Annotated in this window: 21 protein-coding genes; 10 read left to right on the top strand and 11 right to left on the bottom strand. The window is 71.7% G+C overall.

Features of this window, described 5'->3' with window-relative positions; translation table 11 throughout:
- Positions 1-5 precede the first annotated feature (5 nt).
- Entirely contained in the window at positions 6-1,886 is a 1,881-nt protein-coding gene (locus NCG93_RS00750) for a thioredoxin domain-containing protein (RefSeq protein ID WP_194413536.1), read from the bottom strand.
- 61 nt (positions 1,887-1,947) lie between these two features.
- Positions 1,948-2,658, bottom strand: coding sequence for an SDR family NAD(P)-dependent oxidoreductase (locus NCG93_RS00745; protein ID WP_194413535.1), 711 nt, complete (start codon positions 2,656-2,658; stop codon positions 1,948-1,950).
- Between the two features lie 107 nt (positions 2,659-2,765).
- Between NCG93_RS00745 and NCG93_RS00740 the strand changes: the two genes are divergently transcribed.
- Entirely contained in the window at positions 2,766-3,626 is an 861-nt protein-coding gene (locus NCG93_RS00740; RefSeq protein ID WP_194413818.1) for a helix-turn-helix transcriptional regulator, read from the top strand.
- Positions 3,627-3,635: 9 nt separating this feature from the next.
- On the opposite strand, the gene NCG93_RS00735 is transcribed toward NCG93_RS00740, so the two are convergent.
- Genes NCG93_RS00735 through NCG93_RS00710 form a run of 6 tightly spaced genes read right to left on the bottom strand, consistent with a single transcriptional unit; the run spans position 3,636 to position 7,970 of the window.
- Positions 3,636-4,472, bottom strand: a complete 837-nt coding sequence (locus NCG93_RS00735; protein ID WP_194413534.1) for an aldo/keto reductase — start codon at positions 4,470-4,472, stop codon at positions 3,636-3,638.
- 37 nt (positions 4,473-4,509) lie between these two features.
- A complete protein-coding gene (locus NCG93_RS00730) occupies positions 4,510-5,286 on the bottom strand; it encodes an ABC transporter permease (RefSeq protein ID WP_194413533.1) in 777 nt (258 codons plus the stop codon).
- A complete protein-coding gene (locus tag NCG93_RS00725; RefSeq protein WP_194413532.1) occupies positions 5,283-6,200 on the bottom strand; it encodes an ABC transporter ATP-binding protein in 918 nt (305 codons plus the stop codon). Before NCG93_RS00725 ends, NCG93_RS00730 begins: the two co-directional genes overlap by 4 nt.
- On the bottom strand, positions 6,197-6,493 hold the full coding sequence (locus tag NCG93_RS00720; protein ID WP_194413531.1) for a transcriptional regulator: 297 nt from the start codon (positions 6,491-6,493) through the stop codon (positions 6,197-6,199). The genes NCG93_RS00725 and NCG93_RS00720 overlap by 4 nt, the downstream gene beginning before the upstream one ends.
- Positions 6,490-7,152 carry a hypothetical protein gene (locus NCG93_RS00715; protein ID WP_194413530.1) on the bottom strand — a complete coding sequence of 221 codons (663 nt, stop codon included), beginning with the start codon at positions 7,150-7,152 and terminating at the stop codon, positions 6,490-6,492. The genes NCG93_RS00720 and NCG93_RS00715 overlap by 4 nt, the downstream gene beginning before the upstream one ends.
- Positions 7,149-7,970 carry a CPBP family intramembrane glutamic endopeptidase gene (locus NCG93_RS00710; protein ID WP_194413529.1) on the bottom strand — a complete coding sequence of 274 codons (822 nt, stop codon included), beginning with the start codon at positions 7,968-7,970 and terminating at the stop codon, positions 7,149-7,151. The genes NCG93_RS00715 and NCG93_RS00710 overlap by 4 nt, the downstream gene beginning before the upstream one ends.
- Positions 7,971-8,073: 103 nt before the next feature.
- On the opposite strand from NCG93_RS00710, the gene hrpA reads away from it, so the two are divergent.
- Positions 8,074-12,066 (top strand): ATP-dependent RNA helicase HrpA, encoded by a 3,993-nt coding sequence (hrpA, locus tag NCG93_RS00705; RefSeq protein ID WP_194413528.1) that lies wholly within the window; start codon positions 8,074-8,076, stop codon positions 12,064-12,066.
- Positions 12,067-12,127: 61 nt separating this feature from the next.
- Positions 12,128-13,069: a quinone oxidoreductase family protein gene (locus tag NCG93_RS00700; protein WP_194413527.1), complete on the top strand. Its 942-nt coding sequence runs from the start codon at positions 12,128-12,130 to the stop codon at positions 13,067-13,069.
- Between the two features lie 9 nt (positions 13,070-13,078).
- Here the strand turns inward: NCG93_RS00700 and NCG93_RS00695 are convergent, their stop codons facing one another.
- Positions 13,079-13,930: a sulfurtransferase gene (locus NCG93_RS00695; protein ID WP_194413526.1), complete on the bottom strand. Its 852-nt coding sequence runs from the start codon at positions 13,928-13,930 to the stop codon at positions 13,079-13,081.
- A 115-nt stretch (positions 13,931-14,045) separates the two neighbouring features.
- Here NCG93_RS00695 and NCG93_RS00690 point away from each other — a divergent pair, with 115 nt between their 5' ends.
- The 3 genes from NCG93_RS00690 to NCG93_RS00680 are packed head-to-tail and all read left to right on the top strand — an operon-like array spanning position 14,046 to position 17,749.
- Complete coding sequence (locus tag NCG93_RS00690) at positions 14,046-15,434, top strand: O-acetylhomoserine aminocarboxypropyltransferase/cysteine synthase family protein (protein ID WP_194413525.1); 1,389 nt, start codon at positions 14,046-14,048, stop codon at positions 15,432-15,434.
- A 40-nt stretch (positions 15,435-15,474) separates the two neighbouring features.
- On the top strand, positions 15,475-16,512 hold the full coding sequence (locus tag NCG93_RS00685) for a Gfo/Idh/MocA family protein (RefSeq protein WP_194413524.1): 1,038 nt from the start codon (positions 15,475-15,477) through the stop codon (positions 16,510-16,512).
- A 1-nt stretch (position 16,513) separates the two neighbouring features.
- Positions 16,514-17,749, top strand: coding sequence for an NYN domain-containing protein (locus NCG93_RS00680; RefSeq protein WP_194413523.1), 1,236 nt, complete (start codon positions 16,514-16,516; stop codon positions 17,747-17,749).
- Positions 17,750-17,801: 52 nt separating this feature from the next.
- On the opposite strand, the gene NCG93_RS00675 is transcribed toward NCG93_RS00680, so the two are convergent.
- Both NCG93_RS00675 and NCG93_RS00670 read right to left on the bottom strand, forming a co-directional pair.
- Positions 17,802-18,608 carry an alpha/beta fold hydrolase gene (locus tag NCG93_RS00675; protein WP_194413522.1) on the bottom strand — a complete coding sequence of 269 codons (807 nt, stop codon included), beginning with the start codon at positions 18,606-18,608 and terminating at the stop codon, positions 17,802-17,804.
- 1 nt (position 18,609) lies between these two features.
- Positions 18,610-19,995 carry an FAD-binding oxidoreductase gene (locus NCG93_RS00670; RefSeq protein ID WP_194413521.1) on the bottom strand — a complete coding sequence of 462 codons (1,386 nt, stop codon included), beginning with the start codon at positions 19,993-19,995 and terminating at the stop codon, positions 18,610-18,612.
- A 140-nt stretch (positions 19,996-20,135) separates the two neighbouring features.
- Here NCG93_RS00670 and NCG93_RS00665 point away from each other — a divergent pair, with 140 nt between their 5' ends.
- Genes NCG93_RS00665 through NCG93_RS00650 form a run of 4 tightly spaced genes read left to right on the top strand, consistent with a single transcriptional unit; the run spans position 20,136 to position 24,672 of the window.
- The gene (locus tag NCG93_RS00665) at positions 20,136-21,338 is read left to right on the top strand and encodes an ROK family transcriptional regulator (protein WP_194413520.1); all 1,203 of its coding nucleotides are present in this window, start codon (positions 20,136-20,138) and stop codon (positions 21,336-21,338) included.
- A 9-nt stretch (positions 21,339-21,347) separates the two neighbouring features.
- Entirely contained in the window at positions 21,348-22,445 is a 1,098-nt protein-coding gene (locus tag NCG93_RS00660) for a sugar ABC transporter substrate-binding protein (protein ID WP_194413519.1), read from the top strand.
- Between the two features lie 59 nt (positions 22,446-22,504).
- Positions 22,505-23,428, top strand: coding sequence for an ATP-binding cassette domain-containing protein (locus NCG93_RS00655; protein ID WP_241741615.1), 924 nt, complete (start codon positions 22,505-22,507; stop codon positions 23,426-23,428).
- The gene (locus NCG93_RS00650) at positions 23,425-24,672 is read left to right on the top strand and encodes a sugar ABC transporter permease (protein WP_194413517.1); all 1,248 of its coding nucleotides are present in this window, start codon (positions 23,425-23,427) and stop codon (positions 24,670-24,672) included. Before NCG93_RS00655 ends, NCG93_RS00650 begins: the two co-directional genes overlap by 4 nt.
- Positions 24,673-24,741 lie beyond the last annotated feature (69 nt).

Raw genomic sequence — 24,741 nt, 5'->3', positions numbered from 1 at the left:
CGGAGTCAGGGCTCGAGCAGGCCCGGGTCGGTGACAGGCAGCCGGCACGCGAAATCGCGGCAGTCGTAGGCGGTCGCCTGCCCCTCCCGCAGCGCCTTGTCGGCGAACAGCCCGAACCCGGCGTCCGCCCAGGCCGTGACCTGCTCGGGCGACACGACGCTCACGACGTCGGCACGGATGCCGCGGGCCGCGGTCGCGATCGGGGCGTCGGCGTCGCTCGCGACGACCACGATCTGCCGGGGCGCGACGGCGAGCATCATCGCGACCCGGAGCAGCGCGCCGTACGCGAGCGGCTGCGAGAGAGCCGCCGAGGAGTGCGTCGCGACCAGGCGCTCGGCGAAGGAGCGGTACTGGTCGCCGGCGCCGAGAGTCCAGAGCACCGCGGCCGCTTCGCCGAGCGCCGCGGGGCCGGAGGGCTCATCGGCGTCGGAGGCGGCATCCGGAGCTCCGATGCCCTGCCGGGTCAGCACCGGGTCTCCCCCGCCGGGCACCGCCGCGCGACCATCCGGTGCCACGCACGCGTCGACGAGCTCGCGTGCCCGGACGGCGTACGCGACCTCGCCCGTGGCGACAGCCAGCGCGAGCAGCCCGGCCGCCAGTTGACCGTGGTCGGCGAGCGTCGCGTGCGCGCGTGACGGCACCTCGTCGAGCGAGGCGCGCAGCAGCCGGCCGTCGGCGGCGACGTTGGTCTCGAGGACCGCGTCGGCCGCCCAGCGCGCGGCTTCGATCCAGCGGGCCTCGCCGAGTCGCGCGCCCGCACGGGCGAGCGCGCCGATGGCGAGGCCGTTCCAGCCGCTGACCACCTTGCCGTCGACCGCCGGCGGCTCGAGCGAAGCGCGCCCGGCCGCGTCGCGGAGATAGTAGCCTCCCTCGCTGCGTACGCCGTCTATCCAGGACTCGGAGTCCTGGGCGGCTCCGAAGCCGCCGCCCGGCTGCTGCAGCACGTCGATGAGGAACCCGGCGATGCCCCGGGCGACGTCGTGCCGCGCAGCTACGGTGCCCATCACCACGGTGTCCATCGCCGCAGTGTCCATGGCCACATCGAGCAGCTGGGCGTTGTCGGTCAGCATGCGCTCGTAGTGCGGCACGGTCCAGTCAGGCCGGGTGGCGTAGCGGAAGAAGCCGCCCTCGACGGGGTCGCGCAGCGGCGATGAGGCCATGACGGCGAGCGCGCGGTCGGCGACGACGGATGCCGCGGCCGCCCGCTCGCGCACCACTCGCGTCTGCAGGAATCGCAGTGCCGTCGCCACCGGGAACTTGGGAGCGTTCGAGGCGGGGTCCCCGAATCCGCCGTGACGCGGGTCCTCGCGGGCGGCGAGCGCGCGCGCCGCGGCGACCAGGTCGTCTGCGGCCGGCACGGCCGCACCGGGCCCGGGCTCGGCATCGCGGACCTCTGCGAGCGCGCCGGCGACGGCATGCGCGGTCTCGTCGATCTGGTCCCGCCGCTGGGTCCACGCCTCCTGCACCGCGGCGAGGACCTGCCGGAAGGAGGGGATGCCCGCGCGAGGCTCGGGTGGGAAGTACGTGCCGGCGTAGAACGGCCGCCCGTCAGGGGTGGCGAACACCGTGAGCGGCCAGCCGAGGCTCGGGCTGAACGCCGACGCCGCAGCCATGTACGTCGCATCGACCTCGGGGTGTTCCTCGCGGTCCACCTTGATCGCCACGAACCCGGCGTCGAGGTCCGCGGCGGTGGCGGCATCCTCGAAGGACTCGCGTGCCATCACATGGCACCAGTGGCACGTCGAGTAGCCGATCGACACCATCACCGGCACGTCACGTCGCCGCGCCTCGGCGAACGCGTCCTCGCCCCACGGGAACCACGCGACCGGGTTGCCCGCGTGGGCTCTCAGGTACGGACTGGTCGAATTCGCCAGACGGGATGCCACGGCCCCAGGCTACGCTCGCGGCAGGTCGGCGGTCACCTGGCATCGCTCAGCGCGGCGGCGGTCACCAGGGCAGTCGGCCACGACGGTCGAAGAACAAGCCGGGGACCGTGTCGGCCGACGCGCCCGCCACGATCGCCTCTGCGCCCTCCTCGACGGTCTGGCGCCCCGCGTTGCCGTTGAAGTCTGTCGCGGTCCAGCCGGGATCCACCGCGCACACCCGTACGGCGGGCAGTTCCTTGGCGTACATCGACGTGATCATGTTCAGCGCGGCCTTCGACGACGGATACGGCAGCCCGACCATGGTCGACTCGGCGCGGCTCGGATCGTTGGTCACGGTGAGCGAGCCCATCCCGCTCGAGACCATCACGAGCCGCGGACTCACCGACTGCTCGAGGAGGGGCAGAAAGGCGGAGGTGACCCTGACCGGCCCGAGCACGTTGACGCCGTAGACGGCGATGAAGTCGGCCGGCGTGGTCTCGCGCGGCCCGATGAACCGTCCGCCGATGCCGGCGTTGTTGACGAGGACGTCGAGGCCGGTGCCGGCCGCGGCTACCGTCTCGGCGGCGTCTCCCACGGACGCGTCGTCGGTGACGTCGAGCCCGACGGCGCGGACGTCCGCGCCGTCGCCGGCCCCGGCGAGCTCAGCCGCCACCCGGCGGCCGGCCTCGATGTCGCGCGCGCCGATCCAGACGGTCCAGCCGAGCCCCGCCAGCCGTCGTGCGGTTTCTCGGCCGAGTCCGCGGGTCGCTCCTGTGATGAGTGCAGTTGTCATGACCACCACACTCGCGCCGGCGAACCCCCGGCGACAGGGCCGGTCGATCGTGGGACTCGCCGTCCTACCCTGGGCGCTCCCGGAGCGAGCATGCTGGTCGGGTGACGATGAACCGCGCCGCACTGGCGAGCCGCCTCCGGCATGCGCGCGAGCGCGTGAGCCCCGAGGACGTCGGACTGCCGGCAGGTCCGCGGCGACGGACGCCGGGTCTGCGTCGTGAGGAGGTCGCCATCCTCGCGGGGATCAGCGTCGACTACGTCGTGCGACTCGAGCAGGGCCGCGGCCCGGTGCCGTCCACCTCGGTGCTGGAGGCGCTCGCGCGCGCCCTGCGCCTCGACGCCGCCGAGCGCGAGACGCTCTTCCATCTGGCGGGCAGCCCCCCGCCCGGCCCCGATTCGATCCGGATGCACGTGCGTCCGAGCGTGTTGAGGCTCATCGACCGCTTCCACGACGTGCCCGTGATCCTGCTGAGCGCCAAGGGCGACGTTCTCGCGTGGAACGCACTGTCATCGGCGCTCCACGGCGACTGGTCGGCGCTGCCACCCGCACGCCGGAACCTCCTGCGTCTGCGGTTCCTGCCGGATGCGCGCGATGCGCCGCGCAGCACGGTGGGCGAGACCGACTCGGAGCGTGAGTCCACCGCGGGCCAGATCGTCGCAGGCCTCAAGTCGACGGCGGCCCGCTATCCCAACGACGCGGGTCTGGCTGCGCTCATCAGCGAGCTCCGCAGCGGCTCGCCGGACTTCGCGCTGCTGTGGGCGGGCGACGCCGTCGGCGGATGGCCCGGCCACGCCAAGACCGTCGTGCATCCCGAACTCGGTCCGCTGGTGCTCGACTGCGACACCCTGGAGATCCCGGGCGACGACCAACAGCTCATCGTCTACTCGGCCGCACCCGGCACGCGCGAGGCCGAGGCGCTCGCCCTCCTGCAGGTGATCGGCACCCAGCGCCTCACGTCGCCCGCGTGACCGGAGCGGTCAGTTGACCTCGTCGGGGTGCGCGCTCACGCGGCCGGTGCCGTCGCCCGCGTCCATGGCATCGATCGCCGCGATCTCGTCGGCGGTGAGCTCGAAGCCGAAGACGTCGAGGTTCTCCTCGAGGCGCTCCCGGCGCACCGACTTCGGGAAGACGATGAAGCCCTTCTGCAAGTGCCAACGCAGCACGGCCTGCGCCGGGGTCCGGCCGTGGGCCTCAGCGGCGGCTGCGACGGGTGCGGCGTCGAGCAGGTCGTACTTCCCCTGTCCGAGCGGGCCCCACGACTCGATCTTCACGTCGTGCGCCGCGGCCCAGTCGGTGATCTCGCGCTGCTGGTGTGCGGGATGCAGCTCGATCTGGTTGACGGCAGGCGTGACGCCGGTGGCCGAGACGATCTTCTCCAGGTGCGGCACGAGGTGGTTCGAGACGCCGATGCTGCGGGCGAGACCGGCGCTGCGCAGCTCGATGAGCTTCTCCCAGGCGTGCACGTAGTTGTCGCGGGCCGGAGTGGGCCAGTGGACGAGGTAGAGGTCGACCTGCTCGAGGCCGAGTCGCTCGAGGCTCTCGGCGATCGCGGCGTTCGGCTCGTCGCCGTCATGGCGGTCGTTCCAGAGCTTCGTCGTGATGAACAGCTCGTCGCGCGGGAGGCCGCTCGCCGCGATCGCCGCCCCGACGCCCTCTTCGTTGCCGTAGATCGCGGCGGTGTCGATGTGGCGGTAGCCGACCTCGAGCGCCTCGGTGACGGCCCGCTCGGTGTCGGCCGGCGGCACCTTGAAGACGCCGTAGCCGAGCTGCGGGATGGTGTTGCCGTCGTTGAGGGTCACGGAGGGAACTGTCATGTTCCCAGCCTAGGACGCACCGCGCACGGCGGAGCCGTCAGCGGTATCGGCGCCCTTCGTCGCGACGGAACAGCAGGAGCGCAGCGGCGAGCGACAGCGTCGTCCACGCGAGGACTCCGACCCACACCCACCACTCGAGCGGACCGCCCTGCACCGCCCAGATCACCAGCTCCCGCGCCTGGCGCGACGGGGTGAACTTCGAGATCGTGTCGAGCCAGTCCGCGAACAGGATCGGCGGCAGGAACAGTCCGCCGACGAAGGCGAGGCCGAACATCACGATCTGGATGACGGCGATCGCCGCCTTGAACGGAAGGGCGTAGCCGATCGTGGTGCCGATGAGCATGAAGGGCAGCGCAGAGACGGCGAGCGCCACCAGTCCCGCGAGCACGCGCAGGACCGGCGCTTCGGCGGCGGTGAAGATGCCGCCGACGACGATCAGCGGGATGATCGCGACGAGGCCGAGCAGCCCGGTCGAGAGGATCTGCGCGAACACGCGGGCGATGCCCGGGGCCGGGAGCGTGCGCAGGTACGGGTCCCACGGCTTCTCGCGGTTCTCCGAGATCGTGAGGCCGAACGAGAACAGCGCGTTGGACATGACCGCGAACACCGACAGCGAGATCACCGCCTGCGTCGCGAATTCGGGATTGTCGGCGACCGCGCGCTGAGGGACGACGAAGAACAGCAGGGCGAGGGCGGGGAAGACGAGCGTTCCGATCACGGCGATGGGCACGCGGAACGTCTCGATCAGCCCGAAGCGGGCGTGCAGCAGCGTGAGCCGCGCGACGGAGGGGACGGTCTCGGCGTGCGCGGTCATGATGCCTTCTCCATGGTGAGGGTGTCGGTGGCCCGTTCCGGCGCGCGCGCCGTGAGAGCGAGGAAGGCCTCCTCGAGGGACGCGCCGCGCACGGCCAGCTCGTGGAAGTCGATACCGCTGCCGACGAGCGTGCGGACGAACGCGTCGGCGTCCGAGACGGTCAGCACCTCGCGGTCGTCGATCCTCTCGTGGTGCGCGATCCCGGGAAGGGCCGCGAGCCTGTCGGGCTCGGCGGTGCGCAGCCGCACCTGGCTGACGCCGACCCGCGCGAGGATGCGCGCCACGGTGTCATCGGCGATCACGGTGCCGCCAGCGATCACGACCGCTCTTTCGGCCAGCGCCTCGATCTCTTCGAGGTAGTGGCTCGTGACGACCACGGTCGCCCCGGCCTGATGCTGTCGGCGGATCGCCTCCCACAGCGTGCGTCGTCCGTCGACGTCGAGACCCGTCGTGGGCTCGTCCAGCAGCACCAGTCGCGGGCGGCCGACGAATGCCAGCCCCACCGCGAGCCGGCGCTTCTGCCCTCCCGACAGCGAGCCGCACTGCCGCCGCATCAGTTCGTCGAGACCGAACTCGGCCGCGAGCTCGGCGGTCGGCACACGATCGCCGAAATGCCCGCCGACGTAGTCGATGACCTCGCGGACGCGGAGGGTCTCGGGCAGGGCCGTCTCCTGCGGGGTGCAGCCGAGCATCCGCCGCCGGTGGGCATCGCGCGGGTTGCCCCCGAACAGCGTGACAGTTCCCGACGTCGGCGTACGCAGTCCCTGCAGGAGCGACAGCAGCGTCGTCTTGCCCGCGCCGTTGGGACCGAGGAGCCCCACGAGCACGCCGGGCTCGAGGTCGAGGGTGACGTCGTCGACGGCGATCACATCGTCGTAGCGGCGGGTCGCGTGGTCGAAGCGGGCGAGGTTCATGGACGTTCTCCCAGGACGGAGCGCAGGGCGTCGGTATAGTCCTCGAACGCGCGACGGCCCTGCTTCGTCAGCGCGAGATAGGTGACGGGCGTGCGCCCGCGATGCGTCTTCTCGACTGCGACGTACCCGGCGTCCTCCAGCTTGCGGACGTGCGTCGAGAGGTTCCCGGCGGTCATGTCGAGCAGCTCCTGCAGGCGCGGGAACGCGATGCTCTCACCGGGGTCCAGCGTCGCGAGGGTTGCGGTGATCCGCAGGCGCGCAGCGGCGTGGATCACGGGATCGAGCTCGGTCATCGTCGGATCCACAGCCAGGCGACGAGCGCACCGACGAGGAAGACGCCGCCGCCCGCGATCGAGAAGACGAGGTAGTGCGTCGGGTACCCGAAGAAGGGCGCGACGAGGGCGACCACGATGATCCAGCCGCCGAGCCACAGCAGCGGCTTCGCGTGCCAGATCCCGCCGCCGACGAAGTAGAGGAGTCCCACCAGCAGCGTCGACGCGGTCGGGTAGTAGATGTTCGCGAGTTCAGCAGGCATGCCGTTGCGCACGAGCGCGGTGCCGAAGACGAACATCGCGATGAAGGCGATCGTCCAGCTCCAGCCGTACACCGCCCCGGTGAACGCGGCTCCCGCCGATGCGCGGATGCCGCGACCGCTGCGGATGCCGAGCAGCGCCGTCGCGACGAGGGCCCCGGCCATCAGCACGATGAAGACGGCTACCGCCACCGGCAGCGGCACACTGGCGGCGGGCTTCGCCCCGTCGATGAGCCACAGCAGCCCGAACCCGACGAACCAGGCGATCCCCCAGGCGAGCAGGATGAGCGGCACCTCCGCCGCGAGCTGGCGGGTGACGCGGTCCTGCTGGCTGCGGACGAGGTCGAGCATCGCTGCGGCGTCGCGCGGCGCATCGTCGTCGGCCGGGTCGGGCAGGTCGGGGGTGCCGGCGGTGTTCATCGGACTCCGTTCGCGAGGAGGAAGGGCACGGCGAGCGCGGGAAGCGTCGAGAGCAGGTTCACCAGCCCGTGGGCGATGATGAGCGGCAGGAGCCGCCCCTGGCGCCACGCGATGATGCCGGAGCCGACGCCCCAGACGAAGAACGCGCAGGCGTAGACGATGACCGCGTCGGGCGTCGGTGCGTACCAGACGTGCTGCACGCCGAAGAACGCCGACGAGACGAGGATCGCGGCGGGCAGCGGCATCCGGCTCGCCAGATCGCGTTGCGCCGACCCGCGGTAGACGAGTTCCTCGGTCGGCGCGTTCAGTGGCGCGAACGTCAGCACGGCGAGGATCGCGAGCACAGCCGCGACACCCGGTGACAGCGGCGGGATCGCTTCCGGGTCGAAGAAGACCGTCTCGAACGCCGTGAACATTCCGGCACCGTGCAGCGCCCACATGACGAGCATGATGGTCAGCACGAACGGCACGTACAGCACGGCCAGCCACAGCAGCCCCCACAGGACGTCGCGCCCGAGGCGTCCGCGCCGGTAGCCGATCAGGGCCGCGGCGCTCGTGCCGGTGGCGCGGAGGCGGCGCACCACCAGCAGCAGGCACACGACGTTGACCGGGAGCATCGCCACCGCCGCCACGAGAGGCGGCGGCGGGAAGTCCGCAGGCCCGGCCCACGCGGTCAGCAGCAGCCATGCCAGCGTGCAGGCCGCCGCCACGAGGACGACGCGCAGGGCGGGCAGCCCGACGCCCCACGCGAGCGCGCGGCTACCGGAGCGTCGCCCGGGAAGGGGCGGCGATGCGAGAGAGCGCGCCGAGGTGGTCATGACTAGTTTGTACCGCAAAGTTGTTTGCCGATCAAGCCCCTCCTCGCGCAATCCGGCGACCCGCAGCCGGAGCATGCGGCGACACGCGATACGATCGAAGGCTATGTCTGCGCCCGAACCCGTCATCTCGTTCCCGCCGGAGCTCCCCGTCAGCGCCGCGCGGGATGAGATCGCGCGGGCGATCCGCGACCACCAGGTCGTGATCGTCGCCGGCGCCACCGGATCCGGCAAGACGACGCAGCTGCCGAAGATCGCGCTGGAACTGGGCCGCTCCCGCATCGCCCACACACAGCCGCGCCGGATCGCGGCCCGCACGATCGCCGAGCGAATCGCCGAAGAGCTCCAGGTGCCGCTCGGCTCCACCGTGGGCTACAAGGTGCGCTTCACCGACAAGGTGTCGGAGGACACGCGCATCGCGCTGCTGACCGACGGCATCCTGCTCAACGAGATCCACCGGGACCGGCTGCTGCGCCGGTACGACATGATCATCGTCGACGAGGCGCACGAGCGCTCCCTCAACGTGGACTTCCTGCTCGGCTACCTGCGGCGGATCCTGCCGAAGCGTCCCGACCTCAAGGTCGTGATCACGAGCGCGACGATCGATCCGCAGAGCTTCGCCGAGCATTTCGCGAAGCCCGACGGCACGCCCGCCCCCATCATCGAGGTATCGGGACGCACCTACCCGGTCGAGATCCGCTACCGCCCGCCGGCGCGCGCCGCCAGAGACGCGGACGAGTCGGACGACGTCGACGGCATCACCTCGGCGCTGCGCGAACTCGACCGTGAGTCGGCGGGCGACGTGCTGGTGTTCCTGCCGGGCGAGGCCGAGATCCGCGACGCCGCGGATGCCGTGCGCGGGATGTACGCGAAGGATGCCGCACCCACCGAAGTCCTGCCGCTGTACGGCCGCCTGTCGGCGGCCGAGCAGCACCGCGTGTTCGAGCGGTCGCGGGTCGCCGGCATCCGTCGACGTGTGATCCTCGCGACGAACGTTGCCGAGACGAGCCTCACGGTGCCGGGCATCCGCTACGTCGTCGACACCGGAACGGCGCGCATCTCGCGGTACAGCAACCGCAGCAAGGTGCAGCGCCTGCCGATCGAAGCCGTGTCACAGGCCTCCGCGCAGCAGCGCTCGGGCCGCGCGGGACGCACCAGCGACGGCATCGCGATCCGCCTCTACTCGGAGGAGGACTTCGACAGCCGCCCCGAGTTCACCGAGCCCGAGATCCTGCGCACGAGCCTGGCCTCGGTGATCCTGCAGATGCTGTCCCTCGGGTTCGGCGACATCTCGTCGTTCCCCTTCCTCACGCCTCCCGACTCCCGCGGCGTGAAGGCGGCGTTCGACCTTCTCGTCGAACTCGGCGCCGTGCGCCCTTCGACAGGCTCAGGGACCGGGGCGCGGGCGGGAAGCGGCGACGGCGACGACCGCGGTCACCCGACCCTCACCGACCTCGGCCGCGAGATCGCGCGGCTGCCGATCGACCCGCGCTTCGCGCGCATGCTCGTCGAAGCCCGCCGCACCGGCGTCCTGCGGGACGTGCTCGCCATCGTCGCAGGGCTGTCGATCCAGGACGTGCGGGAGCGGCCCGAAGACCGTCGGGAGGAAGCCGATCGCCTGCACGCACGGTTCACCGATCCGTCCAGCGACTTCCTCAGTCTCCTCAACCTCTGGAACCACCTGCAGGAGAAGCAGTCCGAGCTGGGCTCCAGCGCGTTCCGGCGGCTCTGCCGCGCCGAGCACCTCAACTACGTGCGCGTGCGGGAGTGGGCCGACGTGCATCGGCAGCTCAGCACGCTCGTCAAGGCGCCCCGCCCTTCGACAGGCTCAGGGACGGCTGCTGCCGCCGCCGACGCCGACGACGTGCACAAGGCGATCCTCTCGGGTCTGCTCTCGCAGCTCGGGATCCTCGACGAGCGCACCGCGGGCACCGCCACGCGGGGCCGCGCGGCCGATCGCTCCGAACGCGCCGAGCAGCGTCGCAGCGCCGAGTACGTGGGCTCACGCGGCACCCGGTTCGCGATCTTCCCCGGCTCCGGCCTGAAGAAGAAGCGCCCGAGTGCGGTGATGGCCGCCGAGGTCGTCGAGACCAGCCGGCTGTTCGCGCGCACCGTCGCGGCGATCGATCCGGCGTGGGCCGAGCCCCTGGCGGGCGACCTCGCGAAGCGGTCGCTGAGCGAGCCGCACTGGTCCAAGGCGTCGGGTGCGGCATCCGCCTACGAGAAGATCACGCTGTTCGGGCTGGAGATCGTGCCGAAGCGGCGCGTGCAGCTCGCGCGGTTCGACCGGCCGTTCGCGCGGGAGCTGTTCCTGCGCCACGCACTGGTCGAGGGCGAGTGGGACTCGACGCACCTCGACAAGCGGCTGACCGCCTTCGAGCGGCGGAACCTCGAGCTGCGCCGCCGCCTCGAGAAGATCGAGGAGCGCGAGCGGCGCCGCGATATCCTCGTCGGCGACGAGGCCGTCTACCGCTTCTACGATGCGCGGATCCCCCGCGACGTGTTCGACGCACGTTCCTTCGAGGCCTGGTGGCGCGACGCGTCGGCGCGCACGCCCCGCCTGCTCGACATGACCGAAGCCGACCTCGTCGACGAGGCGTCCCGCGGCGACGAGCGGGACTTCCCGGCACGGTGGACGCAGGGCGACCAGGTGCTCTCTCTCGCATATCGCTTCGAGCCCGGCGCGGCGGACGACGGCGTGACGGCGGTCGTGCCGCTCGCGCTCCTCGCCCAGCTGCGACCCGACGGGTTCGACTGGCAGGTGCCGGGCATGCGGGATGAGCTCATCACGGCACTGCTGCGGTCGCTTCCGAAGTCGATCCGCCGCCACGTGGTGCCCGCGGCCGACTGGGCGGCGACCTTCTCGGCCGACCTCGCCGGGCAGGGCCCGGAATCGCATGCGGGACTGCCGCCGGTGAAGCTGCGCGAGGCGCTCGCCGCGCGCATCCAGCGCGTGGCGAGCCAGCCGGTGAGCGCCGCGGACTTCGACATGGAACGCGTGCCCGGCCACCTGCAGGTCTCGTTCCGCGCCGTCGACGAGCGGGGGCGCGCCGTCGGCTCCGACCGTGATCTCACGGTCCTCCAGGCGCGTCTCGCCGACCGTGCGCGGGCCTCGGTGTCGCGCTCGCTGAGCGCGTCGGCACCCGCGTCCGGTCCTGCCCGAGCGGCGGCGACGCCCGCACCGCGGTCGGCGGGCCTGCCGGCCGGCGCAGCGCGCCCCGAGTCCGCTTTCGTCGAGCAGACCGGCCTCACCGACTGGACGTTCGGCGACCTCCCCGAGGTCGTCGACACGAAGGTCGCTGGTGGCGTCGTGCGCGGATACCCGGCCATCGTGGACGAGAAGACCTCCGTCGCGCTGCGCATCGAGACCACCCCCGAGGCCGCAGCCCGCGCCACGAGGGCGGGCGTGCGACGGCTCGTCCTGCTCTCGGTCGCCTCCCCCACGGCGTACGTGCTCGAGCACCTCACGTCCGCCGAGAAGCTCGCGCTCGCGGCATCCCCGTATCCGTCGGCGAAGGCGCTGATCGAGGACTGCCGCGCGGCGGTGGCGGATGCTGTCATCAGCCGTACGGCTCCCGACGCTCTGGTGCGCACGCGCGGGGGCTTCGAAGCCGTGCGCGACGCGCTCTCGGGCGCTGTCGTGGACGAGCTCTTCCAAGCCGTGTCGCTGGTCGCGCGCATTCTCACCGCGGCGCGCGAGGTCGAGAAGGCGATGCGCGACGGCAACTCGCTGACCCTCCTGGGCGCGCTGAAAGACGTGAAGGGGCAGCTGGCAGGTCTGGTCTTCCCCGGTTTCGTGTCACGCACCGGCACAGCACGCCTCGCGCACCTTCCGAGGTACCTGCGGGGCGCGCGGGACCGCGTGCGGACGCTCCCCGACAACCCCGGTCGCGACCGGCAGCGCATGACGGAGTTCGAGCGCGCCGCGACCGTCTTCGCAGAGGCCGGCGGCGCCATTCCGCCCGTCGATGACGCCCCGGTGTCGCTCGTGCACGCACGGTGGCTGCTCGAGGAGTACCGTGTGAGCCTGTTCGCTCAGTCCCTCGGCACGGCGGAGCCCGTGTCGCTGCAGCGGATACAGCGGGCGCTGCAGGGCTAGGCACTCGACGAGAGCAGAGCTCGCGCGAACACCCGCCTCGACGACAGGAGCTGCCCCCGCCATGACCACAGCGATCGTGTACACCGAGTTCGGCGGCCCCGAGGTGCTGCACGAGATCCCCGTGCCACAGCGCGCTCCGAAGGCCGGCGAGGTGGCGATCCGCGTCACGGCGGCGGGCGTGAACCCGATCGATGCGAAGCTGCGCTCCGGCGCGCGGGCGTCGGGCGAGATCACCGAACCACGTCGCGTCGGCGGCGACGGCGCGGGCGTCGTGCTCGCCGTGGGCGACGAGGTGGACGGATTCCGCGCCGGCGACCCGGTGGTCTTCGCGGGCGCCTCCGGTGCGTACGCGACCGAGGTGTTCGTCGCCGCCGACCGCGTCTTCGCCCGGCCGCCGCACGTGAGCGCGGCGGAAGGCGCCGCCCTCGGCATCCCCGTCGGCACCGCGTATCAGACGCTCCGGTCACTCGGTGTCGGAAGCGGCGACACGCTCCTCGTCCACGGCGGTTCGGGTGCTGTCGGCCAGGCCCTCATCCAGTTCGCCGTGCTGTGGGGCGCCACCGTCATCGCCACATCGTCCGAGCGCCGATTCGATCGCGTGAGCGCGCTGGGGGCGACCCCCGTCACCTACGGCGACGGGCTCGCCGACCGCGTGCGCGATGTCGCCCCGCACGGGGTCACGGTGGCGATCGACGCGGCCGGCACCGACGAGGCGCTGGAGGCCTCCATCGAACTGGTGCCCGATCGGCAGCGGATCGCGACACTGGTGCGGGGACGGGATGCCGCGGGCCTGGGCATCCGTGCCTTCTCGGGAGGGTCCCCCCAGCCGCTCACCCCGCAGCAGCAGGTCTGGCGCACCGAGGCCGTGCCGGTGGCGACCGCCCTGATGGCCGCCGGGCGCTTCTCGGTGGAGCTCGGACCGTCGTTCGCCCTCGCCGACGCGGCCGACGCGCATCGCGCGATCGAGGCGGGCGTCGACGGCAAGATCACGCTGGTGCCCTGACCGCCGCGATCACACCGTGGCGGTGATCTCCGCGGGCGCGGCGCCGGTCGCGATCGGGCGTCCCGGGGTGTTCGTCCACTGGCTCCACGAGCCGGGGTAGATGCCGAGCCGCAGCCCCGCGAGCTCGGCCGCGAACACCGCCTGCGCGGCCGTGACGCCGGAGCCGCAGTACGCCGCCGCGGCGACGCCGTCGACGATGCCGACGCCGCGGAACAGCTCACGCAGGCTCGCGGCATCCCGGAACCGCTCACCGTCCATGTAGGCGCCGGTCGGAAGGTTCGCCGCGCCCGGGATGTGGCCCGCGATCGGATCGACCGGCTCGACCTCGCCCCGGTACCGCTCCGCGGCGCGCACGTCGATGAGCACTCCCGAGGCGGCGAGCGCCGCCGCCTCGTCGATGGACAGCACCGGCTCGGCGATGGGAGCGAGCGAGACATCCCCCGACTCGGGCACCACGGGGCCGGTCTCGAGCGGCAGGCCGGCGGCGATCCACGCCCGCAGCCCGCCGTCGAGGAGTCGCACATCGACCAGGCCTGAGCGGGTGAGCAGCCACCACGCCCGAGAGGCGCCCAGTGACCGGTCGTCGTCGTAGATGACGACGGTGTCGCCGTCATGGATGCCCCAGCGCCGCGCCGCCGCCTGCAGAGCGTCGGTCGGCGGCAGCGGGTGACGGCCGTCCTCGGGCCGGCCGTGGCGCGACAGCTCCGTCTCCATGTCGACGTAGACGGCGCCGGGAACGTGGCCGTCGAGGTGCTCGGCGCTGCCGTCCGGGTGGTCGAGCCGGTAGCGGACGTCGAGCACGCGCACACTGCCGGTGCGCAGAAGGCGGTCGAGTTCTCGGGGGGTGATCAGCTGCGCCACCTGTCTATTCTCGCCCGCGCGCGGGCTACCGCCGCACGGCCGGGTCAGGGCCGCCGATGCAACAGTTCGACACACGACGCGGCGGCGCAGGCCGCGCGGCTCGACAATGGTCAGCATGCCTCGTGCCACCGACAACGATCCCTCGCCTCGCCAGGCCGCCCCTCGCTCGTTCGCGACGGCTCAGGTGCAGGCGGGGTTCGACTCCAGCGTGGCTGAGAACACCGCCGTTCCGGCCATCCACCAGTCCAATGGCTTCGAGTTCCGCTCGCTCGCGGAGGCGCGCGACCTCTTCGCGCTGCGCAAGGACGGCAACATCTACAGTCGCGCCGCCAACCCCACCGTGCTCGTGTTCGAGCGCCGCGTGGCCGAGCTCGAAGGCGGCATCGGCGCCGCGGGTGTGGCATCCGGTCAGGCGGCCGTCGCGGTGGCTCTGCTCGCCCTCGCCAAGCAGGGCGAGCACATCGTCGCCGCGCGCCAGCTGTACGGCGGCACGGTGGACCTCCTGCAGGACACGTTCGCCGACTGGGGCATCGAGGTCACCTTCGTCGACCAGGACGACATCGATGCGTGGTCGGCCGCGGTCCGCCCCACCACCCGGGCGCTGTTCGCCGAGTCCATCTCGAACCCCATCGCTCAGGTGCTCGACCTCGGGGCCGTCGCCACGGTGGCCCAGCAGGCTGGCGTGCCGCTCGTGATAGACAACACCGTCGCGACGCCGTACCTGCAGCGCGCGAAGGACTTCGGCGCCGACATCGTGGTGCACTCCGCGACGAAGTTCCTCGGCGGCCACGGCACGTCGCTGGGCGGCGTCGTCGTCGACCTCGGCACGTTCGACTTCAGCGCCGAGCCGGAGCGGTGGCCCCAGCTGACGCAGACGTACCCGCGCGTTCCGGACGGAAGCCTCGTCGAGCGCTTCGGAGAGACCGGCTCGCCCTACATCGCCCTGGTCAAGACGAAGTACGTCCACGACCTGGGACCTTCGCTGTCGGCCTTCAACGCCTTCCAGCTGCTGCAGGGCCTGGAGACGCTCGACCTGCGCATGCAGCGCCACACCGAGAGCGCCCTCGCTGTCGCGCGGTACCTCGAGACGCACCCCGCCGTCGCGCGGGTGCACCACCCCGGCCTCGATTCGAGCCCGTGGCGCGGGCAGGCGCAGACCTACCTGCCCCGCGGCGTCAGCTCGGTCTTCGCGTTCGACCTGCCGGCGACCGGCGACCCGGAGGCCGACTTCCGCCTCGTCGAGGCGTTCATCTCGCGGTTGCAGGTCGTACGGCTCGTCGCCAACATCGGCGACGCCCGCAGCCTCGTCGCCCACCCCGCCTCGATGACGCACAGCCACATGTCGCCGACGCAGCTCGCCGAAGCGCACATCGGACCGACGACGGTGCGCCTGTCGATCGGGCTGGAGGATGCGCGCGACATCGTCGACGACCTCGCGCGCGCTCTCGACGGGATCGGCGAGAGCGCCGACGCGACGCGTGTGCCCGCGACCGTCGCCGGGTAGCCGACAGGCGCAGGCGCTCTCGCGCCAGTAGCCTCGTCTCATGACCTCGACGTCCCCCTCACCGGGCCTCTCATCGGACCGGCCGTCCGCCGGACCATCGTCCCCCCGCTGGGGCATCCTCGGACCCGGTGGCATCGCACGGGCGTTCACGAGCGATCTGCGCACCGCCGGGCTCGATGTCGCCGCCGTCGGATCCCGCCGGCGCGAGACCGCGGATGCCTTCGCCGCCGACTTCGCCATCCCCCATGCCCACGGCTCCTACGAGGACCTGGTCGCCGATCCCGACGTCGACATCGTCTACATCGCGACGCCGCATCCGATGCACGCCGCCAACGCCCTGATGGCGCTGGAGGCGGGGAAGCACGTTCTCGTCGAGAAGCCGTTCACGCTGAACGCCGCCGAAGCCGCAGCGGTCCGCGACGCCGCGGCCGACCGCGGCCTGCTCGCGATGGAGGCCATGTGGACGCGGTACCTGCCCCACATGGTCCGCATCCGGGAGATCGTGGCATCCGGCGCGCTCGGCGAGATCCGCGCCGTCACCGCCGATCACACCCAGCGGATCACGAGCGATCCCACCCACCGGCTCAACGACCTCGCACTCGGCGGCGGCGCACTGCTCGACCTCGGAATCTACCCGGTGTCGTTCGCATGGGACATCCTCGGCGAGCCGCTGTCGATCGTCGCGTCCGCACGCCTGGGCGACACCGGAGCCGACACCGAGATCGCCACGATCATGGCCCACGAATCCGGCGCGCTCTCGACGACGCTGTCGGCCTCTCGCGCTGCCGGTCCGAACACTGCCGCGATCATCGGAACCGAGGCCCGCCTCGAGATCGCCCGGGTTTGGTACACGCCGACCTCCTTCCGCGTCGTCTCCCCCGACGGCACCGTCCTCGAGGACTACGTCTCCAAGATCGAAGGCCGCGGGATGCAGTACCAGGCGCTCGCTGCCGGGCGCTATCTCGCAGAGGGTCGCACCGATTCCGACGTCCTGCCGATCGACGAGACCGTCGCGATCATGGAGACGCTCGATGAGATCCGCACGCTCGTCGGCGTGCACTACCCCGGGGAGGACTGACATGCCCGATCTTCAGAACGCCCGCGTCGCGGTGTATCTCGATTTCGACAACATCGTGATGTCGTGGTACGACCGCGTCCACGGCCGCAACTCATACTCGCGCGACCGCCAGCGCATCGCCGACAATCCCGCCGATCCCGAGATCGCCGAGCGCCTCTCGGCAGCGACGATCGATGTCGGCGCGATCATCGACTTCGCGGCATCCTTCGGCACGCTGGTGCTCACGCGCGCCTACGCCGACTGGTCGGCCCCCGTCAACGCGATCTACCGGTCGCAGCTCGTCGCCCGTGCGGTCGACCTGGTGCAGCTCTTTCCCGCGGCCGCCTACGCCAAGAACGGCGCCGACATCCGCCTCGCGGTGGACGCCGTCGAAGACATGTTCCGGCTGCCCGACCTGACGCACGTCGTCATCGTCGCGGGCGACTCGGACTACGTCCCCCTCGCCCAGCGTTGCAAGCGACTCGGCCGCTACGTGGTGGGCGTCGGCGTAGCCGGGTCGACCGCCAAGTCGCTCGCCGCCGCGTGCGACGAGTTCGAGGCATACGACTCGCTGCCGGGGGTGCCGCGGTTCTCGCGCGAGCCTGCCAAGGCGGTCAAGGCGCCGGAGAAGGCTCTCGAGAAGGCGCCGGCGAAGGCGAAGGCCGCCTCGACCCGTGGGACGAAGGCGAAGGAGACGGGCACCGCTGCTGCGGCCGCCTCCGCGCCGCGCTCGGGGGGACGACGCGGAGCGGGCAAGGCGACGGATGCCGCGGCTCAAGAGGCCGTGGCGCCCGAGGTCGTCACGTCCGAGGCCCCCACCGTCACCGCCCCCGCGGACGACACGACAGTGGCGACCCCGCCGCCGTCGGCGCCCGAGATCGAGGCGGCGCTCAACGAGGCGCTGGAGACCGCTGCCCCTCCCAAGCGCACGAATCGCCGCGCGTCGTCGAAGACGGTCGCGGCGAGCGTTGAGCCGGCGGCACCCGAGCCGCCGCAGCCGGTCGAAGAGCCTGCCGAGGATCCGCAGGAGACGGCGACGCGTCTGCTGGAGCGGGCGCTCCGGCTCGGTCACGACAAGAACGACGACTCGGAGTGGCTGCACAGCTCGGCGGTCAAGACCCACATGCGGCGTATGGACCCGTCGTTCAGTGAAAAGGCGCTGGGCTATCGCTCGTTCAATGACTTCGTGAAGGCGCGCGAGTCGATCGCCGAACTCGAAGAGACCGGGCATGAGCGGCTGGTGCGCCTGCGCGAGTAGGTGCGGCGCGCTGCGCTGCCTCCGCCCGTGAGGCGGGCGGCGTCACCGGGGGTCAGCGCAGCTGCGCGAGGAAGCCGAGCAGTCCGGCGTTGAACGCCGTCGGCTGTTCGATGTTCGCCGCATGACCGTCGCGCACGATCACCGCCGACGAACCGCGGGGCGCGAGTGCGGCCGAGGCCGCGGCGTGCGCGCTCGGCCAGAACTCGCTCTCGGCGCCCGCCACGAAGAGCACCGGCACCTTCGTGGCGGCGATCACCGGCCGCCAGTCCGCCCTGGCGTGGTCGTTCAGCAGCGTCAGCTCGCCCGGGGTGAGTTCGCGCTCCCCGCCCTTCATGGCCTGCAGCAGCCGCACGAGGCGCATGCCGCGTCGGAGCATCGGCGTGCCGTGCCCCGTCTGCGGGATGCCCGCCGCGAAGTAGGTGTCGACGTTCTGCTCGGTGTAGCCGTAGAAGCCGTAGGGCCAGCCCGCCGTGTTCAGCATCTTCGGCGTCTGGTCGACCGATACGACGGCGGCGACACGCTCAGAGCCTTCCTGACCGAGGTACGACCAGATGCTGCTCGCTCCCATCGACCCGCCCACCAGCACGGCCCCCGTCACGTCGAGGGCCGCGAGCGCGTCGCGGATGTCGAGGCCGCGGCGGGCCATGTCGACACCGGCGGCCGGCCGCTCGGCGGCGCCGTGCCCTCGCAGGTCCACCGACAGCACCCGATAGCCGGCGCGCTCGAGCGCCGGCACCTGGTGACGCCAGCTGGTGGCCGCCGCCTTGAACCCGGCCAGCAGCACGACCGGGCGGCCGGCCGCATCGCCGGACTCCTCGTAGTGCAGCCGCACGCCGTCATCTGCGTGGATCGCGGGCATCTCAGTCTCCGTTCGGGAAGGCCTTGCCGGGGTTCAGGATCCCGGCCGGGTCGAGGGCGTGCTTGATCGCGCGGTGCAGCCCCAGCACCACTGGGCTGAGCTCCTCGGCTGCACCAAGGAGCTTCAGGAGTCCCACGCCGTGCTCGCCGGTGACCGTGCCGCCGAGCGCGCGGCAGTCGTCGACGATGCGATCGAACGCCGCTTTCGCGCGTGCCTTGGCCTCATCGTCGCCCTCCGGGGCGATGATCAGCGGGTGCAGATTGCCGTCGCCCGCGTGGGCGATGTTGGCGATCACGATGCCGGCGTCGGCCGCCACGGCCTCGATCCTCGCGAGCATCTCCGGAACCGCGCCGCGCGGGACGCAGACGTCCTCCGTGAGCACCGGCCCCAGCCGCTCCAGGGCGGGGTAGGCGAGTCGGCGTGCCGCGAACAGCTGGTCGATGTGGGCGGGCTCCTCCGCCCGCTCGACGCGACTGCCGCCCGCGGTGCGGAAATGGGCCTCGATCGCGGCGGCGAGCTCCTCCCCGCGCGCGCCGGGCTCGTCGACCTTGGCCAGCAGCAGCGCGTTCGCGTCCTCGGGCAGGTCCCAGCCCTGCCACCGGGCCACCGCGTGCAGGCACGTGCGGTCGATCAGTTCGAGGGCCGACGGCACGATGCCCGCTTCGGTCACGGCGGCGACCGCGCGTCCGGCATCCGTCAGCGTCCGGAAGTAGCCGACGATTGCGCGCTCCTCGCGTCCGCCGAGTGGTCGCAGCTTCACCGTGACGTCGACGATGACGCCCAGCGTGCCCTCTGATCCCACGAACAACCCGGTCAGGTCGTACCCCGTGACGCCCTTTGCCGTCGTGCGGCCGAGCTTCGCGATGCTGCCATCGGCGAGCACCACCGTCATGCCGATGACGTAGTCGCGCGTCACCCCGTACTTCACGCAGCAGATGCCGCCGGCGTTGGTCGCCACGTTCCCGCCGATGGTCGAGATCGCCTGACTCGCGGGGTCGGGCGGGTACCAGAGCCCGTGCGCCGCGACGTGCCGGCGCAGATCGTCGTTCAGCACGCCCGCCTCGACGATCGCATACCGCTCCGCGGCGTCGACCTCGATGATGCGCGTCATCCGCTCGAGCGAGAGGACGAGGCATCCGCTCGTCGCGTTCGCGCCGCCCGAGAGACCGGTGCCGGCCCCGCGCGGAACGATCGTCACGCCGTGCTCCGCCGCGAGGCGGACGGCCGCCACCACGTCGTCGAGGCTGGACGCGAACACCGCGGCGGCGGGGAGCCCGTAATCGGCCCACTCGGCGTCGTCGTGACTGAGTCTGTCGAGGGTCTCGGCATCGGTGGCGACGGTGTGCGGCGGCAGTGCGGCGCGAAGCGCCTCGACGACGGAGTGCATGGCGTACCGATGCTAGCCCTCGTGGCGCGGCGCGATCGGCAGTGGTGTCGCGAACCCGCGGCCGATCTGGGAAATGCCCCGGGGCATCCGAGAAGCCTCCGCCTGATCCACGCAGAGCGGCGTGGACTACAGTGTGACCTGTGGCACGCCGTCAAGCTCCGCCGGGCTCGCAGACCTCGCTGCGCGAGGCGAATCGCGCGCGTGTCGTCGAGTCGCTCAAGCGACATGGCCGCCTCACGCAGATCGAGCTCGCCGGCAGCACCGGGCTCTCCCCCGCCACGGTGTCGAACATCGTCAAAGAGCTGACGGCGTCGGGCCTGCTCCACACGTCGTTCACCACGAGCAGCGGCCGCCGGGCCACCCTCGTGTCGCTCGCCCGTCGACTGGGTCTCGTCGCCGGCGTCCACTACAGCTCGCGGCAGCTCCACATCGCGATCGCCGACACCGCTCGGACGATCGTCACGCAGTCCTCGCTCCCGCTCCCCCTCGACCACCGTCACGACTCGGAGCTCGACCGCCTCGCGCTGCTGCTCGGCGACATGATGGAGTCGCTCGGCGGATCGCTCACCGACCTCCTCGCCGTCGGCCTCGCACTGCCCGCGCCGATCGATCCGCGCACCGGCATGGTGTCCACGCCCGGGCTGCTGCGGGGATGGGAAGGCGTCGACGTCGCCGAGAGCCTCTCCGTGCGCATCGGCCGCCCCGTGCACGTCGACAGCGAGGCCAACCTCGGCGGGCTCGCCGAGGCGCGGGAGGGCAACGGCCGCGCCGCCGCGTCGTCGGTCTTCATCCGCGTCGGCCACACCATCAGCGCCGGACTGGTCGTCGGCGGCGACCTGTTCCGCGGCGTCAACGGCAAGGCGGGTCAGATCGGTCACGTCACCCTTGACGAGAACGGCCCCATCTGCCGCTGCAGCAACCGCGGATGCCTCGAGACCTATGCCGGCGGCCCTGCCCTGCTGTCGCTGTTCCCGCCGAGCGAGGGCATGCACCGGCTCGGCGATCTGCTGCACGCCGCCGAGGCCGGCGACGGTTCTGCGCGCCGCGTGATCGCCGACGCGGGCCGCCACATCGGCATCGCCGCGGCGAGCCTGTGCAACCTCTTCGATCCCGAGGTCATCGTCGTGGGCGGTGAACTGGGGCAGGCGGGCGAGATCCTGATGGCGCCGATGCGCCACTCGCTCGAGCGCACGGCGCTTCCCGCTGCCGACGGGCTGCCTGAGATCGTCGGCGCGTCCTTCGGGGAATGGGCCGAGACCCGTGGCGCCATCGCCATCGCCCTGGACCACGTGACGGTCAGCGCCCAGCTTCCCGCCGCGTCCTCGCTGCCGATCACCGCATAGGCTCGTCCGATGTCCCGCATCCGACCCGATCGGTCGCGGCGCCGCCCGAGCGGGCGCCGCGCCGCGGCGGTCGGCGTCCTCCTCCTCGCCGCGGGGCTGCTCGCCGCCTGCACCGGCGATCCCGGGCCCGCGGAGGTCAGCCCGTCCGACGACACCATCGCGCTGCTGCTGCCCGACGCGAAGACCGCGCGCTACGAGACGTTCGACCGGCCGCTCTTCGAGGCCCGGGTGGCGGAGCTCGGCGACTACGAGGTGCTGTACGCCAACGCCGACCAGGACGCCGCGAAGCAGCAGCAGCAGGCGGAGTCGGCACTCACCTCGGGCGCGGGAGTGCTGGTACTGGATCCGGTGGACGCGAACGCCGCCGTCAGCATCGTGAACTCCGCGAACGCCAAGGGTGTGCCGGTGATCTCGTACGACCGCCTGATCGCGGGCGGCGACCTGGCGTACTACATCTCCTTCGACAATGAGAAGGTCGGCGTGCTGCAGGCGACGGCGTTCGTCGAGGGGATGCGGTCCACCGAGGACGGCAGCGGCATCCTCATGGTCAACGGCTCGCCGACCGACAGCAACGCGGCGCTGTTCAAGCGGGGCGCGCACAGCATCATCGACGACAGTGGCCTGCGCGTGCTGGCGGAGTACGACACCCCGGGCTGGAGCCCCGAGAAGGCTCAGGAGTGGGTGTCGGGACAGATCGCCCAGCACGGGCGCGCGATCGCCGGCGTCTACGCCGCCAACGACGCCACGGCGGGCGGTGCGATCGCGGCGCTGCGGGTCGCGAACGTCGATCCGCTCCCGATCGTGACCGGACAGGATGCCGAGCTCTCGGCGATCCAGCGCATCCTCACGGGCGACCAGTACATGACGGTGTACAAGGCGATCAAGCCGCAGGCGGAGCTCGCTGCCGAGGTCGCCGTCAAGCTGCTGCACGGCGAGGAAGTGACCGCACCCCTGGAGATCGAGGGGACTCCCGCCACGCTGCTCGATCCTGTGGCGGTCACGATCGACGACATCATGGACACCGTGGTGGCCGACGGTTTCTGGAGCGTCGACGACATCTGCACGCCGGCGTATGCCGATGCGTGCGAAGCTGCCGGCATCGGGTAGGGTCCTGACTCTGGCAGGGGCGGGCTGGGGCCGGGAGAGACGATGAGAACGGGGCGAGGATGTCGATGACGCACCCGCGGACGGGGCGGCCGCGTGAGCGCGTGCTCACGATGCGCGGGATCGGCAAACGGTTCGGCGCGGTCAAGGCGCTCACCGACGTCGACTTCTGGGTCAACGAGGGAGAGGTCGTCGCGCTCGTCGGCGACAACGGCGCCGGCAAGTCGACGCTCGTCAAAGTGCTGGCCGGAGTCCACCCTCCCGACAGCGGATCGATCGAGTTCGACGGCGAGGACATCGGCATCGCCTCCCCCGCCGATGCCCAGCGGCTCGGGATCGAGACGATCTTCCAGGACCTCGCGCTGTGCGACAACCTCGACGTCGTGGCCAATCTCTGGCTCGGGCGCGAGCTCCGGGACGGCGCCACACTCGACGAGGTCGACATGGAGCAGCGCACGTGGACCCTGCTGCGAGAGCTGTCGGCGAAGATCCCGTCCGTGCGCGTGCCGGTCGCGTCGCTCTCGGGCGGGCAGCGTCAGACTGTCGCGATCGCCCGCTCGCTCATCGGCGAGCCGCGTGTCGTCATCCTCGACGAGCCGACGGCGGCGCTCGGCGTTGCGCAGACCGCGGAGGTGCTGAACCTCATCGAGCGTCTGCGCGAACGCGGTCACGGCGTCATCCTCATCAGCCACAACATGGCCGACGTCATGGCCGTCGCCGACCGCGTGGTCGTGCTGCGCCTCGGTCGCAACAACGGCGTGTACAACGTCGCCGACGTCACCAGCGAGACGCTCATCGCGGCGATCACCGGTGCGGTCGACCATTCGCCGGCGCCGCGGCGCGTGCCGGAGCGGACGGATGCCGCGCCCGCCGACCCGCGCGACGCCGAGCCTGCTGCCGATGAGGGTCACGGCGGCACGGTGATCCGCATGCCGCACGCCGGCTCGCGTCGCACCCCGAGACCCCGCGGGGACGGGAGCAGATGAGCGCGCAGGGCGACGAGCGCCTGACGGAGCCCGCGGTGGACGACCGCCTCCTCAGCAGCACCGGCATCCGTCTGGCCCTGGAGGGCTTCGTGACGCGCATCCGGGGCGGCGATCTGGGCGCGCTGCCCGTCGTCCTGGGCATCGCGGTCATCTGGACCGTGTTCCAGCTGCTCAACCCCGTGTTCCTCTCCAGCGAGAACCTCGTCAACCTCACGATGCAGTGCGCCGCCATCGGCACGATCGCGCTCGGCGTCGTCCTGGTGCTGCTCGTCGGCGAGATCGATCTGTCGGTCGGGTCGGTGTCGGGTCTCGCCGCCGCCGTCCTGGCGGTGACGTTCGTGCAGCTGCAGTGGAACCTGATCCTGTCGCTGGCGGCCGCGATCGCCGTCGGATGCCTCGTGGGTCTGCTGTACGGCTATCTCTTCACCCGCTTCGGGCTGCCGAGCTTCGTCATCACCCTTGCCGGCCTGCTGGGATTCCTCGGGCTGCAGCTCTGGGTGCTCGGCGAGACGGGATCGATCGCGATCCCCTTCGACTCGTGGCTGGTGCAGTTCGCGCAGCAGATGTTCCTGCCCGCCTGGGCGTCGTACGTCGTGGCGACACTCGCTGCGGCGGCGTTCGCGTGGTCGCTCCTGCGCCGCGCGCGGCGGCGGGCGGCCGCGAACCTCGTGAGCCAGAGCACGACGGAGATCGCGGTGCGCACCGGCGTGCTGCTCGCGTTCCTGCTGGTGGCCACCTGGTACCTGAACATCTATCGCGGCGTGGGCGTGATGTTCCTGTTCTTCCTCGCGCTGATCGTCGCCATGAACTTCGTCCTCACCCGCACGCGCTGGGGGCGGGCCGTGTACGCGGTCGGCGGATCGGTCGAAGCGGCGCGGCGCGCCGGCATCCGGGTGGACCGTATCTACCTCTCGGTGTTCGCGATGTGCTCGACGCTGGCCGCGGTGGGCGGCATCCTGGCCGCGGCGCGCCTGGCGTCGGCGAACCAGAGCTCCGGCACGGGCGACGTGAACCTCAACGCGATCGCTGCGGCCGTCATCGGCGGAACGAGTCTCTTCGGCGGGCGCGGATCGGCATTCTCGGCGCTCGTCGGCATCGTGGTGATCCAGTCCATCTCGTCGGGCCTCACGCTCATGAACCTCGATTCGTCCGTGCAGTTCATGGTCACCGGCGTCGTGCTCGTGCTCGCGGTGATCGTCGATTCCCTCTCGCGGCGCACGCGCGCCGCCACCGGCAGGGCCTGAACGCCGCCACGCGCCGCGCTGGCTTCACTTGGCGAACACTCGGAGTGGTCACTCCGAACTGCCCCCACT

Origin of the sequence: Microbacterium yannicii (assembly GCF_024055635.1) — a bacterium.
GTDB classification, from domain to species: Bacteria; Actinomycetota; Actinomycetes; order Actinomycetales; family Microbacteriaceae; genus Microbacterium; species Microbacterium yannicii.
This window is presented reverse-complemented; position numbering and strand designations above follow the sequence as displayed.

What these genes read in the sequence shown, in the direction of transcription:
- NCG93_RS00660 (WP_194413519.1), top strand. Translation starts at nt 21,348, where the DNA reads ATGTCCCGCATCCGACCCGATCGGTCGCGGCGCCGCCCGAGCGGGCGC.
- hrpA (WP_194413528.1), top strand. Translation starts at nt 8,074, where the DNA reads ATGTCTGCGCCCGAACCCGTCATCTCGTTCCCGCCGGAGCTCCCCGTC.
- NCG93_RS00725 (WP_194413532.1), bottom strand. Translation starts at nt 6,200, where the DNA reads ATGAACCTCGCCCGCTTCGACCACGCGACCCGCCGCTACGACGATGTG.
- NCG93_RS00650 (WP_194413517.1), top strand. Translation starts at nt 23,425, where the DNA reads ATGAGCGCGCAGGGCGACGAGCGCCTGACGGAGCCCGCGGTGGACGAC.
- NCG93_RS00740 (WP_194413818.1), top strand. Translation starts at nt 2,766, where the DNA reads ATGAACCGCGCCGCACTGGCGAGCCGCCTCCGGCATGCGCGCGAGCGC.
- NCG93_RS00730 (WP_194413533.1), bottom strand. Translation starts at nt 5,286, where the DNA reads ATGACCGCGCACGCCGAGACCGTCCCCTCCGTCGCGCGGCTCACGCTG.
- NCG93_RS00745 (WP_194413535.1), bottom strand. Translation starts at nt 2,658, where the DNA reads ATGACAACTGCACTCATCACAGGAGCGACCCGCGGACTCGGCCGAGAA.
- NCG93_RS00655 (WP_241741615.1), top strand. Translation starts at nt 22,505, where the DNA reads ATGTCGATGACGCACCCGCGGACGGGGCGGCCGCGTGAGCGCGTGCTC.
- NCG93_RS00710 (WP_194413529.1), bottom strand. Translation starts at nt 7,970, where the DNA reads ATGACCACCTCGGCGCGCTCTCTCGCATCGCCGCCCCTTCCCGGGCGA.
- NCG93_RS00690 (WP_194413525.1), top strand. Translation starts at nt 14,046, where the DNA reads ATGCCTCGTGCCACCGACAACGATCCCTCGCCTCGCCAGGCCGCCCCT.
- NCG93_RS00670 (WP_194413521.1), bottom strand. Translation starts at nt 19,995, where the DNA reads ATGCACTCCGTCGTCGAGGCGCTTCGCGCCGCACTGCCGCCGCACACC.
- NCG93_RS00700 (WP_194413527.1), top strand. Translation starts at nt 12,128, where the DNA reads ATGACCACAGCGATCGTGTACACCGAGTTCGGCGGCCCCGAGGTGCTG.
- NCG93_RS00715 (WP_194413530.1), bottom strand. Translation starts at nt 7,152, where the DNA reads ATGAACACCGCCGGCACCCCCGACCTGCCCGACCCGGCCGACGACGAT.
- NCG93_RS00685 (WP_194413524.1), top strand. Translation starts at nt 15,475, where the DNA reads ATGACCTCGACGTCCCCCTCACCGGGCCTCTCATCGGACCGGCCGTCC.
- NCG93_RS00680 (WP_194413523.1), top strand. Translation starts at nt 16,514, where the DNA reads ATGCCCGATCTTCAGAACGCCCGCGTCGCGGTGTATCTCGATTTCGAC.
- NCG93_RS00735 (WP_194413534.1), bottom strand. Translation starts at nt 4,472, where the DNA reads ATGACAGTTCCCTCCGTGACCCTCAACGACGGCAACACCATCCCGCAG.
- NCG93_RS00720 (WP_194413531.1), bottom strand. Translation starts at nt 6,493, where the DNA reads ATGACCGAGCTCGATCCCGTGATCCACGCCGCTGCGCGCCTGCGGATC.
- NCG93_RS00675 (WP_194413522.1), bottom strand. Translation starts at nt 18,608, where the DNA reads ATGCCCGCGATCCACGCAGATGACGGCGTGCGGCTGCACTACGAGGAG.